General features: G+C 36.2%; 13 protein-coding genes. 10 read left to right on the top strand and 3 right to left on the bottom strand.

Annotated elements, in window-relative coordinates; all coding sequences use genetic code 11:
• The coding region (locus tag BM375_RS04790; RefSeq protein WP_139227495.1) for a transposase at nt 1-267 on the top strand (267 nt) is incomplete at its 5' end.
• Nucleotides 268-482: 215 nt separating this feature from the next.
• On the opposite strand, the gene BM375_RS04780 is transcribed toward BM375_RS04790, so the two are convergent.
• Both BM375_RS04780 and BM375_RS04775 read right to left on the bottom strand, forming a co-directional pair.
• A complete protein-coding gene (locus tag BM375_RS04780) occupies nt 483-1097 on the bottom strand; it encodes a response regulator (RefSeq protein ID WP_244525822.1) in 615 nt (204 codons plus the stop codon).
• Nucleotides 1098-1107: 10 nt separating this feature from the next.
• Nucleotides 1108-3066, bottom strand: a complete 1959-nt coding sequence (locus BM375_RS04775; RefSeq protein ID WP_093364033.1) for a tetratricopeptide repeat-containing sensor histidine kinase — start codon at nt 3064-3066, stop codon at nt 1108-1110.
• Between the two features lie 161 nt (nt 3067-3227).
• Between BM375_RS04775 and BM375_RS04770 the strand changes: the two genes are divergently transcribed.
• The 9 genes from BM375_RS04770 to BM375_RS04725 all read left to right on the top strand — a co-directional run bounded on the left by BM375_RS04770 (nt 3228) and on the right by BM375_RS04725 (nt 13607).
• Nucleotides 3228-3686, top strand: coding sequence for a hypothetical protein (locus tag BM375_RS04770; RefSeq protein WP_093364031.1), 459 nt, complete (start codon nt 3228-3230; stop codon nt 3684-3686).
• Between the two features lie 61 nt (nt 3687-3747).
• Entirely contained in the window at nt 3748-3942 is a 195-nt protein-coding gene (locus tag BM375_RS04765; RefSeq protein ID WP_093364030.1) for a hypothetical protein, read from the top strand.
• A 68-nt stretch (nt 3943-4010) separates the two neighbouring features.
• Entirely contained in the window at nt 4011-5006 is a 996-nt protein-coding gene (locus tag BM375_RS04760; RefSeq protein WP_093364028.1) for an OmpA family protein, read from the top strand.
• Nucleotides 5007-5060: 54 nt separating this feature from the next.
• Nucleotides 5061-5999 carry a hypothetical protein gene (locus BM375_RS04755; protein WP_093364027.1) on the top strand — a complete coding sequence of 313 codons (939 nt, stop codon included), beginning with the start codon at nt 5061-5063 and terminating at the stop codon, nt 5997-5999.
• Between the two features lie 268 nt (nt 6000-6267).
• Entirely contained in the window at nt 6268-6825 is a 558-nt protein-coding gene (locus tag BM375_RS04745; protein ID WP_093364024.1) for an RNA polymerase sigma factor, read from the top strand.
• 90 nt (nt 6826-6915) lie between these two features.
• The gene (locus tag BM375_RS04740) at nt 6916-8016 is read left to right on the top strand and encodes a FecR family protein (RefSeq protein ID WP_093364022.1); all 1101 of its coding nucleotides are present in this window, start codon (nt 6916-6918) and stop codon (nt 8014-8016) included.
• A 176-nt stretch (nt 8017-8192) separates the two neighbouring features.
• Nucleotides 8193-11474 carry a SusC/RagA family TonB-linked outer membrane protein gene (locus BM375_RS04735; RefSeq protein ID WP_244525821.1) on the top strand — a complete coding sequence of 1094 codons (3282 nt, stop codon included), beginning with the start codon at nt 8193-8195 and terminating at the stop codon, nt 11472-11474.
• A 14-nt stretch (nt 11475-11488) separates the two neighbouring features.
• Nucleotides 11489-13069: a SusD/RagB family nutrient-binding outer membrane lipoprotein gene (locus BM375_RS04730; protein ID WP_093364076.1), complete on the top strand. Its 1581-nt coding sequence runs from the start codon at nt 11489-11491 to the stop codon at nt 13067-13069.
• A 79-nt stretch (nt 13070-13148) separates the two neighbouring features.
• Nucleotides 13149-13607 carry a lipocalin-like domain-containing protein gene (locus BM375_RS04725; protein WP_170852585.1) on the top strand — a complete coding sequence of 153 codons (459 nt, stop codon included), beginning with the start codon at nt 13149-13151 and terminating at the stop codon, nt 13605-13607.
• Between the two features lie 54 nt (nt 13608-13661).
• Here BM375_RS04725 and BM375_RS04720 read toward each other — a convergent pair whose 3' ends face one another.
• Nucleotides 13662-14006: a four-helix bundle copper-binding protein gene (locus tag BM375_RS04720; RefSeq protein ID WP_093364073.1), complete on the bottom strand. Its 345-nt coding sequence runs from the start codon at nt 14004-14006 to the stop codon at nt 13662-13664.
• Between the last annotated feature and the right edge of the window lie 33 nt (nt 14007-14039).

Here is a 14039-nt window from a genome sequence, read left to right as displayed (position 1 = left end):
CTCTCTACTTACTTCGAGTATTCGCCTGATATCCGCAGAGCTATTTATACCACAAATGCTATTGAGGCTATGCACCGTCAGATCAGAAAAGTGACCAAAACGAAAGGTGCATTTACTTCTGATCAGGCACTCTTGAAGTTGGTTTATCTCACGGTTAAGGAGATTTCAAAAAAATGGACCATGCCTATTCGAAATTGGGGATTGACAATGCAACAACTACATATTAAATTTGGGGATAGAATTAAGGCCTTCGGCAACTCCTTTTAGGGTTCGCACTCGAGGCTTTCAGCCTCTGAGCACGAACCCTAAAAGGAGTGATGTGACACAGTTCAGTTTACACTACCAAATTGATAAATACGGTTACAGTTTCAAAGCATTCTTTTTTTAACAGCTAACGCTGATAGTTATCTTCCAACACCTTGCGAATATCACTTTCACGGAAAAGGATTTTCCGTTCGAGTTTGATAAACGGTATCAGTCCGTCATATCAACTTATTTTCCGTGGCTACTTTGACCAATTCGATCATATTTTTAGCATTGAATTTTTGCAATAAATTTCTACGATGTGTTTCTACAGTAATGACTGAGATGAATAATTTTTCAGCAATTTCAGCAGAGGTATTTCCTTTGGCAATTGATTCTAAGACCTGCTGTTCTCGCTTGGTCAGTCTTGGCAATTCAAAATTGTTTGATGAAGCAGATAACATAATTTCCTGTACTTCTTTGCTTAATGCAACTCCTCCATTTATAGCGTTATCAATACATTGAATGATTTCATGTGCATCTGCATTTTTTAAGATGTAGCCGTTTCCGCCGTTTTCCAAAAAACGAAATATAATGCTACGTTCTGCCTGATTACTTATCCCAATGACAATGGTTTTAGGCGATTTTTGTTTAATTGCTTTGCAAAAGTCCAAACCACTTCCATCGTTCAGTACAATATCTAACAATATAATATGTGCTGTGTTTTCTTGAATAAAATCTAGTGCTGCCAATCCTTTTGTAAAAGAAAATAGCTGATATTTACCTGCCTGTTGTAATAACGATTTCAACCCTTCTAAAATCATCGGGTGGTCATCGACTATTACCAAATTCAAACAATTATTTTTATACATAGCATTCTACATTTATGGTGGTTCCTTTTCCTTTTTCCGATAAAATTTCTACTATTCCATTCATTAAGGCTGTACGGCTTTTAATATTTTTTATTCCTAAACCATAATCTACTTTAGATTTGTCAAAACCAATTCCGTCGTCTTCAATCGTCAGGTTTATTGTATTTTGGTGCTGACTAATTTGAACAATAACATTGTTTGCCTGTGCGTATTTGATAACGTTACTGATGCTTTCCTGAACAATGCGGTATAATGACAATTGTACTCTAAATGGGATGTTGTCTGATACATCGAAAGCTTCAAACTGAATATTAAATTGTTTTTGTGACATAGATTCGCAAAGTTCTTTCAGTGCAATTTCTAATCCAAGGTTTTTTAATGTTTCAGGCATTAGATTTCTGGCAATACGACGCATTTCTACAATAGATTTATCTATTTTTTGCAATAACTCACCCGAATTTTGAGGATTTTCTTGAGAGATTGACATGCGAATATTCGCAAGCATTCCACCCATGCTATCATGCAAATCCTGAGCTATTCGTTGACGTTCTTGTTCTTCGCCCTGCAAAACAGCTTTTGTTGCTTCGTATTTTCGTTCATTTTCAATATGTAAAAGATCTTGTTGGTGACTGATGCTGATTTGAGCGTTTAATTTCTTTTGATTCTTATAGGTAAGATAAATTAAAAAAGTAATAATCAAGCTTAAGCCCAAAGCTATTCCTAAGATGCTAATCCGTAGATTTTTATTTTTTGTAATTAATTCATTTTCTTTTTTTTCTTGTTTCAATTGAGCTATCGTTTGTTTTTTATCAGCAGTTTGGTGTGCAATCTCAAGCTCGTTCATCTTCTCCAATAATTTTTGCTGTTGTAAACTATCACTCAAAGCACTCGATTTCTTCATCCAATCATAGGCTTCTTTGTGATTTCCCAACACATCGTTTACAGCAGCCAGTTGCGTGTAGGTAATTTTGCGATTTACATCTTCTCTACTTAAAATATTTTCCTGTAAGATATGCTCTAACTGCAACTTAGCTCTATGATAATCTTTCTGCATGAGATAAACGTTATACATTCTAAAATAAAGCATGTGCAACAGTTTGCCTTGTTTTTTTTCTTTAGCTAATTTTACACCCTTATCTAAGCTCATTAACGCTTTTTCAAAATCTTGAACCGTAGTGTAATACATAGCTTCCTGATAGTAATAATTTGAATAATGCTGCGAATTTGGATAGTGATCGATAAGTTTCTTTGCTTTTTTAAGATATATCTCAGCAGACTTACTATCTGGTTTATAACAATAGTTACTCACCAGATTTAGATACGTTATCAGATGAATTGTATTTAATTCTGGGATTTCATCAAGTTGTTCTAACGCTTTTTTATGATACTCTTCTGCTGTTTCGAACTGTCCTACCGACATAAAAGTTAACCCCAATTGCGTATAGCTGTACGCCAAAAGTTTTTTGTTTTTACTTTTTTCGCTTAATGGAATACATCTTTCCGTGAGTGTCTTAACCATAAAATCGTATCCCTTGTCTTCCACTTGTATGTAAGCATGATTGTATAATGATTTTATAAGTAAGTCAATATTTTTAGGATCTTTTTCTAAACAATTTATTGCATTTTCATAATGTTTTAGAGCATTGGTTTTATTACCTTGATGTGAATAAAAAACACCTTGATAATAATCTAAGATACCTTCGGGTAAAATCTTTTTTTTGAAGGACAAGACTGTATTTAGTGCCTGCCTGCTTTTTAAACTATCCGTTTGAGACCAATATTCGGAAAACAACAAATAATTATGTAAACGAACACTGTCATTTACATCGTTTTCAATTTTACTCTTGATTTGTGTTACATACTTTATTTCGTCTAAAGGAACAAGTTGCTGTGCCTGTAATGTATTAATATATAAAAAAACAAATAGTATAGATAAAATATTTCTGAACATCGGTTTGTGATTAAATTACAAATATCCAAATAAAAAGTGTTGCTTTTTTACCCTTGCGAAAAAACCATGGTAAACCATTAGAAATAAAATCAAGGTTTTCAATGATTGCCCCGATTTCTCGTTTTGAAGACCTTTGTATCTCACGTTAAAATAAAATCATTATGAAAAAAGTAAACACAAAAATTGCGTTTTTAGGCATATTAGCCGCATTGACATTTGGAACAGTCGCTACAAGTTGTAGCAGTGACGACGATGATTACGAACAACCAGCACAAGGATCTATCGATGCTGCTGTGGGAACGTACAAAGGGAAGTTATATACAAGTGATACAAATGGTGTATATGAATGGTTCGATGCTATTGTTATCGTTACTAAAGAAGGAAGTAATAAATTAAAAGTTGCTGCAAAAGAAGGTGAGGAGTACTCTTTTGTAACTCCAAAAACCTTTACGGTAGAAACAGGTGCCTTTTTTGGTGCAAATACTCAAGATATTGTTTCTTTAACAGGTAGTTTAGAAGGTATTTTTCATTATTATGGTTCTAATAAAAACATTAATGTTATTACAACTGAGCAATCCGCAACAGATGTTTGGTTTGATTTTGAAGGTGTAAAACAATAGATTAAATGCTTTTTTAATAAGTAGAATATTTATCTTTAGCCTTTCAAAAAAATATAAAACTATGAAAAAATTTCATCCATTTTTTACCATCGGAACAGTAGGAATGATTGTAACCGCCTGCCTACACATGTTTTTAGCATTAAGTCTATCACTGATCTCAACTCACGCTGTTTTTTTTACTCTTTATCCAGCATTCTTGACTTTTATGATTTTAGGAGTTGTTCTAACAGTTAAAAAACAAAAGACTTTTGTATAAATAAAAAAGAATTTAATATAGAAAGATGACAGGTTTAATGACGATGGCCTGTCAAAAAAAATATCAAAATGAAAAAAACAGCTCTTATTTTTGGATTATCAGCTTTGATGGTATCTTGTAATCAAACGGTAAAACAGCAGGAAGGCACAGCAGATTCCACAGAAGCAAATGAAGTTAAAATAGAAGAGGCAAATTCTTCGGCTGAATTCAATATTGAAAACATTGCGTTTTCTACTGCCGATATTGGCGATTTCCCTTTTATCAATCTTCCTGAAGGATTAGAAGCTCACAAAGGTGCTATAGAAAGTAAATTTGATGTTTGTTTCTTCCCGATCAATGGTGTCATGACTCCTTTTGAAGGTAAATTATATAAAGCCAATGTTGGTGCAGTTCGTGGTGAAGAATATTCGCAAAGATATTTTGAAAAAAGTATGGAAGATTATTTGCTATCTGTTGGAGCGGTTAAAGTTTTTGATGGTGAAATCACCAAAGAAGAATACGAACGTTATAACAAACAAGACCCTAATAAAGGTGGTTCTGGAGACATGGGCTATTGGAATCAAAACATCAAGTTTTTTGTTATTCGAAGTAAAGAAAAAGGAAATATTTATATCCAGTTCACATCTAATAATGCAGGAGGAAATTTAAATATTGTACAGGAAGAAGCCTTTAAACAAACCATAACCAAAGTTACTGCAGATGATATTGCGAAGGATTTGACTGAAAAAGGGAAGTCGATTTTATACATCAATTTCGATGTGGATAAGTCTAATATAACGGCTGAAGGAAAAGAAGTGGTCACACAAATTGCAGAAGCACTTCAAAAAGATAAAAACTTAAACATTTCGATCGAAGGGCATACTGATAATACAGGAAATGCTGTTCATAACAAAAAATTATCGAATGATCGTGCAAATTCGGTGATGAATGCTTTAATCACAGGCGGAATTGATAAAGCTAGATTAACTGCAAAAGGTTTTGGTTCTGAAAAGCCTTTAGTTGGCAACGACTCAGACGAAAATAAAGCGAAAAACCGCAGAGTGGAATTAGTAAAAGTTAATTAATAATAAAAAGCTGTTTCTCTTTTTTCAAGAAACAGCTTTTTTAATAAAACAAGAATGAAAAAAAATATTATAAGCAGTTTATTGTCCGTATTTATTTTGTTTAGTTGCAATTCTTCAGACGAAAACAAATTACCAGATAGCAACAATGAAATAATTAACACACCGTTTACAGAAGGTTCTGTTGAAATGGGAATTTTTAGTAACGACATTGATTTAGGGAAACTTATAGGAAAGATAGATTTCTCTAAAGCTAACGTAAAAGAACAATATGAAAAATTAGTAGCCAATGATGCCGATACAAAAGAAATTATTGATTTGATTGCTACTATCGGAAATCAAAATCCGTTAGCAGCTTGGGCTATGACTTTAAATATTGCTGAATGTACCTATAATATTAAAAATGATGAAGTATTAGGGAAAGTTCGCGGTTTTGGATGGACAATGGATAATTATTATAATAAATCTCAAGACAAGGCTAGTATTTATTTGGAAACTTTGGCACAAACCGATAAAATTACCGAACAGGATAAAAAAATATATTCATCTTACAAACCTTCTGGAAATAGAGGTTCTGGAGCAATGAACGATGTAGATTTTAGTCAGTTTAATAGGGAAATAAAAAACGACAAACAAACTATTTTAGGTTATGAATGCGATGTAGTTGTTTATACCCCAAAAATAAAAGATGAAAATGCACCAATGCAATTACAAAAATTAGTTATCTATACTTCGCCATTGTTTAATAACGTTATTAATTTTGCACATCCGTTTTATTTAGAAGAAGATCAGGGGATTTTACGTTTAGATGTTTATTATTTGAATAATGAAACCCCAACATTGGTAATGAAGCCAAAGGAAATTAAAGAAATTAAACTTACAGCACACGATTTAACCAACAGAACCACTAGTCCGGTTTATACACAAGATGATATCAATTGGGGGTTTAAGGCATTGGCTATTATGATGAGTGGATGGGGAATGTTAGAGAACTAAAATTGAATTTTGAGTCATGTAAATGTTCAGGAAATTCCTTATAAATTCTCAAAGACATCATTGCTCAAATAGATGAAAAACAAAACGCTATATCATAATTTATTAAATTTTGTATATTTGCTACGAGCTAACGGAAACATATTGAAAGGCAAAGCAATAAGCACCGTTACCAAATCGTTACCTGACTATTTTGATAATCTTTATAAAAGCTTAGTATTCAACCGATACAGCTTTTTCCTGAAAACTTTAAAATACAAATTCTACACGAATGAAAGGGACGTTGCGTTATAGGATGTTATGGGAGCGGATTCGCGCAGGTGATGAAGATGCTTTCTTTGATCTTTATGCAGCATTATACAATGAGTTGGTAAACTTTGGTATTCGTACTTGTGGGGACACCGATTTGTCAACCGAAGCCACAGATCAAATTTTTGTAACGCTTTGGGAGAAACGGACGAGCTTAGATAGGGTAGATAATGTGCAGTCGTATCTTATTACCTTTTTAAAAAGAAGAATTCTTCGTTTGATCGAGAAGCAACAGAAAATCAATAAAGCCCTTCAGAATGTAAAGGCTGAAGACGAATGGTTTGAAATGCCTTATGAGGATTTTATTATACGTGTACAGACCAATGAAATTATCCAATTGCGTTTGAAAGAAGCATTGGAAAAATTGTCTTTTCGACAGAAACAATTGGTGCATCTTAAATTTTTTGAAGGGATGACCTATGAGAAAATTGCCGAACAAACTGGTATGACAGTCAAAACTGCCTATAACACTTTATACGATGCCTTGAAGGTACTCCGTGAAGAATTAAAAGAATTTTAATCATCTGTATAACAGTTTGTTGTGTTTTTTTTGCCTTTTTGCTTAGGCAATCGTTTGTTTTTTAGGCACTATAGAGTAAAAGCCTTAAAAATGAGACTTACAGAGTACAACAATATTGAAGACTTCTTGGTGGACAATACGTTTCAAGAGTATTGTTCAGGGGAGAATGATCAATGTATTGCCTATTGGGAGAAATATCGCATTGCCAATCCCGAACAAGAAGAAACTATCGCTCAAGCCAAAAGGCTTTTCCATATCCTTTCAGGAAATAAAAAACCCCTGAACGAACAACTAAAAGCCTTTAAGGAAATAATGGCTAAAACAGAACTGGAGGAAGTCAAGACCCCAGTCTTTAGGCTTGGCCGTTGGGCAAAGATTGCCGCTATATTTATAGCCTTAGGAGGTGCCTATCTTTGGTATTCCCGAGAAGGTGTGACTCCTGAGGTCGTTGATAGAGAGATGTCTTCGTTGGTGACAACCTATGAAACACAAAAAGGGGAAAAGAAAGAGTTTGAACTGTCCGATGGCACTAAAGTGACGCTAAATTCTGCCAGTAAACTTGAAGTAGAACAAGCCTTTAATCATGACGATCGTCATGTTCATTTGGTGGGAGAGGCGTACTTCGAAGTTGAAAAAGATAAAGAAAAACCTTTTGTTGTGCATACAAACGATTTCGATATCCGTGTTTTAGGTACGACCTTTAACATTAAATCTTATCCAGACGAATTGTTTTCAGAAGCACTTTTGGTAGAAGGGCTTATAGAGATGAAGAGCAAAGGAGTGAATGAGAATTCTATTGTCATAAAGCCCAATCAAAAGGTGACTTTGTATAAAGAAGATAAATCGTTGATAGCGATAGATAAGAAACTGGGTAAACCGTTACCTAAGGTTGCAGTCAAAGAAATCGCCATACAAGAAGTTGATGAACCTACTGAAGTAGAACCACTAACCGATATAGCTTGGAAAGAGAACCGTCTGGAAATGGTAGATCAGGATTTTCAATCCTTAAAGAAAGTCTTAGAGCGCTGGTATGATATTGACATTACCTTAGAAGGTGATAAAATTCAGGACTATCGTTTCACTGCTACCTTTAACCAAGAGAATATAGAACAAGTCTTACAAGCTTTACAAGAAGTTAAACCCTTTAAATTTATAAGAGATGGAAAAAATGTGACGATTTATGAAAAATAATAAGGGATGGTGTTAGCGCACCACCCCTTGACAAAGATTAATTAAAATCGGCAGTTGTACGCTTGCAATCGAATCACTGCCTAATTGTAAACTTTACCAAGTACTAAAATATGATTAAAAATGGCTTAATGCAAGTGCATTCGTATTATTGTATGCACTTTAGATTCATTATTCGGATGAAACTAACCCTAATTATGATTGTATTTGCCTTTCTGAACGCAGCAACGGCAAATGTGTATTCCCAACAAAAAGTGTCTTTGGATGTCCAAAAGACCAAGTTGAGTAGGATACTAAAACTGATAGAGGAAAGTAGTGACTATTACTTTGTGTATAGTTCTACTAATAAAAATCTACACAAAGAACTTTCTTTAAGTGTTGAAAACGAGCGTGTTGTTGATTTGCTACCGAAGCTTTTTCGTCGTACAGGTCTTCAATACTCTGTGTCAGATAAAGGGCTTGTGATTATCAGTGAACAACAGAATCTTCAGGTGAAAGGAACTGTAACGGATGTCAATCAAAACCCATTATCTGGAGCTACTGTACGTGTGAAAGGGTCAAATGTCGCCAAGGCAACGGACATCAACGGACAGTTTGATATTGATGTGCCTGTGGGAACTGTATTGGTTGTGTCCTATACAGGATATCTTTCCAAAGAAGTAACAATACAAAATTCAGGATCATTAACGATTGCTTTGACCGCGGATGATCAAATGTTAAACGAAGTTGTGGTTACTGCATTGGGAGTAACTCGGGAACGTCGTACATTGGGTTATTCGGTGACGCAGATTAACGGAGAGACCTTAACTCAAGCACGTGAAAACAATGTGGCTAATGCCTTGGTGGGGAAAGTTGCGGGCTTGGATGTTACCTCTACTTCGGGTGGTGTCGGTTCTGCAACTAGCGTAGTTATCCGCGGTGCATCCAGCCTGAGTCAAACCAATCAACCTTTATATGTAATCAATGGAGTACCTATGGAGAATGCTCCTGTAGGATTTGGGAATACTAATCCAAACGGGAATTCGGGAAGCCAGTGGGATAATGCTCCAGATTTTGGGGATGCAATAGGTAACTTAAATCCGGATGATATTGAAAGTATTTCAGTGCTAAAGGGTGCCGCTGCATCAGCATTATATGGTTCTAGAGCTAAGGCAGGGGTAATTTTGATTACTACCAAATCTGGTAAAGGAACTGGTATTGACTTCAGTAGTAACTATGTTGTTGAACAGGTCATGGATCGTACGGATTGGCAATATGTATATGGCCAAGGGGTAAACGGTCAGAAACCTGAGGATGGGAGAGCCGCTGCACAAGTAGGAGGATCTAGTTGGGGAGCAAAATTGGATGGTAGTAGTGTACCACAGTTTGATGGTGTTTCAAGACCATATGTCGCACAGAAAGATAATATCAAAAACTTCTATGAAAGTGGCCATACTTGGACAAATTCTTTAGCCTTAAACAAATCCTTTGAAGGAGGAGCCCTTCGTTTTTCGGTAAGTGATTTGTCTAACAAGTCCATTATGCCTAATTCAGGCTTAGATAGACAATCGTTCAGTTTAGTGGGAACTTTTGAACCAATTAAAAGATTGTCTATCGATGCACGTACAAATTACATCATTGAAAAAGCTAAAAACCGTCCTATGTTGTCGGACGGAGCAGGAAGTGCAAACTACAATACCGTATTCTTGCCCACAAGTGTGGATGTGCGTGATTTGAAGCCTTGGAAAACAGAAGATGGAAAGGAAATTCCGTATAATACTGGTAATGCATGGGATACTAACCCATGGTTTGCTGCATATGAAATTCAAAACAATACCAATAGGAATCGTTTAATCAGTTCATTGTCGGCTCGTTATACATTTGATAATGGCCTATTTGTACAAGGACGTGCAGGGCAGGATTATTACACAAATAGTTATATAAGTATCTTCCCAGAAGGTCTTGCTTATAATGCACCCAATAACATGGTATCTCAGCAGATGAAGTTCTCCGATATCAATGCAGATGTACTGATTGGTAAATCATTTGTGGCAAGTGATGATATCACCTTCACGCCAAATCTTGGAGCAAGCTATCGGAATACCAAAACGGATTTGACCGTTAATCAAGGTACGGATTTTTTGGTGCCTGGAGTACACACTATCACTGGATTGGCTAATAAATCGGTGGGCTATATGGAGACTGAACAGGAAACCCAATCAGTTTATGGTACTTTAGAATTTGCTTATCGTGACATCCTATATTTAACAGGTAGTGCACGTTCTGATTGGTTCTCAACTTTGGCTACACCAGGATTGAACAATAAATTGAATGTAGTTTATCCTTCTATCAGTGGTTCATTTGTCTTTACGGAATTTTTGAACAGTTCGGCTTTGAGTTTTGGTAAACTACGTGCAGGTTATGCTGTGGTAGGTCAAGCTACCAATCCTTATCAGACAGCTTTGACCTATCGTCTGTTAAGTCAATCATTAAACGGAAAACCGTTAGGTGAAATTACGAATACTTCGATTCCTAATTCACAGTTAAAAGCTTCGAAAGCTTCTGAATTAGAGATCGGTACTGATTTACGTTTCTTTAATGATCGTTTGAATTTGGATTTGACATGGTATAAGAAACGTTCAGATGATGAGATTACATCCGTTACTACTTCGAACACAGTTGGGTATGATGGGGCAATCCTTAACTCGGGCTCTATACAAAATAAAGGTATCGAAGCCTTGCTTACAGGGGTGCTTATTAAAAAGGAAAACTTTAACTGGACTTCTTCCTTGAATATGACTTATAATGAGAATAAAGTATTGTCTTTGGCAGATGGGGTTCCTGAGCAACTGATAGCTACTTCACGTTCTGGTGTAGGTTTCTTAAAAAATATTCCAGGTGAAGCCTTGGGACAGATTATGGCTTATGATTTCAAATACGATGATAATGGTAATATTGTAACCTTGGCAGACGGTTCTCCTGATCGTGGTGAATTGAAAAGTTATGGTTCTGCTTACAATAAGTGGTTTGCTGGATGGAATAACGATTTTAGTTACAAAAATTTCAATTTAGGATTCTTAATTGACGGCAAGTTTGGAGGTAAGTTGTTCTCTGCTACCGATTATTATGGCTATATCAAAGGTCTGCACCAAGCGACTTTGGAGAGACGTGAAGAATTAGGCAATACAGCACCAAAATTTTATGAAAATACGGCCAATAATACTTCCCACCGTTTTGTCAATGATGCTAGTTTCATCAAGTTCAGACAGTTGACTTTTGGATATAGTTTTCCTGCTAAAATGTTCAACAATAGGATTAATGGATTGAATGTAAGTTTCGTTGCCCGTAACTTATTCATCCTAATGCGGAAAACCGACAATATCGATCCAGAGTCAAGTTATAATGCAACATTCCCTGGCTTGGAGTTGGGAGGAATGCCTCCTGCGAGGACTTTCGGTTTGAACTTAAATGTTAAATTTTAATCAAGATGAATTTTATGAAACGGAATAAATTTAAAATATATAGTCTTTCTTTGTTGATGGGAATTGCAGCGATGAGTAGCTGTACTAAAGATTTTGTGGAGATTAATACAGATCCTGTGAATTATGGGCCAACCAACTTTGATCCTAACTTTACTTTTTCAACGGCTCAACTGACTTATACGGGTAGCACGGATTTTGCATACGAGACGTGGCGTGCAAATTTGATTTACTCGGCAACGATGATGCAGGGGATGTCTACTGTAGTGAGCTATTGGGCAGGAGATAAGTACTTATTGACCCCCTGGTATACTTCTGCCTACTGGGAGCGTGCGTATGCTGAGCAGGTAAAACCTATTGTTGATATTGTTGAATTGACCCGTGATAAAGAACAGTATAAGAACCTACATCAAGCAGCACGTATTTGGAGGGCGTTGATTTTTGCTAGGATTACAGACTTATACGGCGATATACCTTATTCAGAAGCGGGTCAGGGTTATTATCAAAAAAATCTTTCTGCGAAATACGATAAACAGCAGGATATTTACATGGATTTATTGAAAGAGGTTGAAGAAGCAACTGCCGCACTAGACATAAATGCTGACCGTATTACAGGGGATGTTGTATATGGTAGTGATATTGCGAAATGGCAACGTTTTGGTCATTCTTTGACACTACGATTGGCGATGCGTCTAACCAAGGTGGACGATGCAACAGCAAGATCTTATGTAGAAAAAGTAGCTGGAAAAACATTAAGTAGTAATGCCGATAATGCTTTCTTGAAACACGATGAAACCGGAGCTCGTATTACACAAAATCGGAATAGCCAAGTTTTGTTGGGAGACGGTGGACAGGAACATTATTACGTAAAGTGGTCAGATACGTTTATAGATGCATTGAAAAGTACGAACGATCCACGTATTAAGGTTGCAGTTACTCAACTATGGATGAATGATGGCAACAAAGACCAAAACACAGCATTTGTCACGGATCCAGCCGTACAGAAGGGGATGCCTAACGGTAAAGATTTAAACAACAACCCACTATATGCGATCAGCTCAGATCCTTCGTATACTTCCTTTTCAGATTACTCTTCTCCACATCCAGGTATGATTAAGCGAGATGGGATTACTTTTATCCTAACATATGCTGAAAGTGAGTTGTTATTGGCTGAAGCAGCAGTAAGATGGGGAATAGGGGGAGATGCGTCAACACATTATGCCAATGCATTAAAAGCAGGAATTACGTTCCTAGGGCAATATGATGGGGCATTAACTATTAGTGAAACCGATGCCAATAATTTTGTTGCTGCAAACCCTTTAACCGGAGGAATTAAGCAAATTAGTGAGCAATATTGGATTCACCAGAATACAGCTTTGAATTTCTATGAATCTTGGTTTAATTGGCGTAGAACAGGTTACCCTATATTAACTCCTGTAAACTACCCAGGGAATGCGACAGAAGGAACCATCCCTCGTCGATTCCCATATCCTACTGCTGAAGAGGCTGGTTCGAATGCCGCTTATTATAAAGCAGCTTCAGCCGCTGTACCAGGAGGTGATAATTTAAGTGGTCGTGTCTGGTGGGATAAACAATAAGTTTTAATATTAAAAGCGTAAAAGCTGTCATGCTGAGATTGTCGAGGTAGGACAGCTTTTACATTTTACACATCTTTTTATGATAAGAACAATATATATTTTTGGAGCTATTGCTTTTTTGTTCCTGTCTTGTCAAAATCAACAAGTCAAGGAGTCTCAGCATTTAACAGGTAATTACCGCTTGATAGAAAGCATAACCATTAAGGGAGAAGATACGATACACTTGGTCGTAGATACTACGAAGATGGAGATGATAAAGATTTTCAACCCACAGTATTTTTCCTTCTTTAACCATGATAAATCGAAGGGTACAGACAGCCTGAATAATGTATTTGTCAGTGGAGCTGGTACGTACACTTTACAGGGTGAGACCTATATCGAAAATTTAGAATATTGCAGCTATCGACCTTGGGAAGGTAAGCAGTTTACATTTACCTTAGAAGTGAAAGGAGATTCCTTAATCCAACATGGTATGGAAGAAATACCTGAATTGGGTGTAAAACAACATATTACTGAAAAATATGTAAAATTGAAATAATCATGAGGCTGTCCAAAAAGCATTATCCTTTTTAGACAGCCTAATATATCTATCTTATGCTGCCGATACCATGGAAAGGCAAGCTTCTGCACATTCCCGACACACTTTAGCACAGTGTAAACAATGCTCCATGCCGTGTGCAGCATGTTTCTCACATTCTTCTGCACAAAGGTTGCACTGTGCGGCGCATATTTGACAAATTTCACTGACAGACTTACCGTTTAAAGACATGACCTCAGCGGCTACTTTACAAATCGCGGCGCATTCCAGATCTGTTTGTATGCATTCCCGGAGCATGTCGATTTCAGATTCCTGTAAACAAGCTGATGCGCAATGCGTACAAGCGGTAGCACATGCTAAGCATTTTTCGATACATTCTTGCATTTTACTGTTTTCCATAACGATTTCTTTTATTTTCAATACGTTCCTATT

Source organism: Sphingobacterium wenxiniae (assembly GCF_900116225.1).
In the GTDB taxonomy this organism is placed as follows: domain Bacteria; phylum Bacteroidota; class Bacteroidia; order Sphingobacteriales; family Sphingobacteriaceae; genus Sphingobacterium; species Sphingobacterium wenxiniae.
The sequence above is the reverse complement of the archived record's forward strand: the minus strand, read 5'-3'. Positions and strand labels throughout refer to the sequence as shown.

Coding starts and splice junctions, on each gene's coding strand:
- BM375_RS04735 (WP_244525821.1), top strand. CDS start 8,193: ATGAAACTAACCCTAATTATGATTGTATTTGCCTTTCTGAACGCAGCA.
- BM375_RS04775 (WP_093364033.1), bottom strand. CDS start 3,066: ATGTTCAGAAATATTTTATCTATACTATTTGTTTTTTTATATATTAAT.
- BM375_RS04720 (WP_093364073.1), bottom strand. CDS start 14,006: ATGGAAAACAGTAAAATGCAAGAATGTATCGAAAAATGCTTAGCATGT.
- BM375_RS04765 (WP_093364030.1), top strand. CDS start 3,748: ATGAAAAAATTTCATCCATTTTTTACCATCGGAACAGTAGGAATGATT.
- BM375_RS04730 (WP_093364076.1), top strand. CDS start 11,489: ATGAAACGGAATAAATTTAAAATATATAGTCTTTCTTTGTTGATGGGA.
- BM375_RS04755 (WP_093364027.1), top strand. CDS start 5,061: ATGAAAAAAAATATTATAAGCAGTTTATTGTCCGTATTTATTTTGTTT.
- BM375_RS04740 (WP_093364022.1), top strand. CDS start 6,916: ATGAGACTTACAGAGTACAACAATATTGAAGACTTCTTGGTGGACAAT.
- BM375_RS04770 (WP_093364031.1), top strand. CDS start 3,228: ATGAAAAAAGTAAACACAAAAATTGCGTTTTTAGGCATATTAGCCGCA.
- BM375_RS04725 (WP_170852585.1), top strand. CDS start 13,149: ATGATAAGAACAATATATATTTTTGGAGCTATTGCTTTTTTGTTCCTG.
- BM375_RS04760 (WP_093364028.1), top strand. CDS start 4,011: ATGAAAAAAACAGCTCTTATTTTTGGATTATCAGCTTTGATGGTATCT.
- BM375_RS04745 (WP_093364024.1), top strand. CDS start 6,268: ATGAAAGGGACGTTGCGTTATAGGATGTTATGGGAGCGGATTCGCGCA.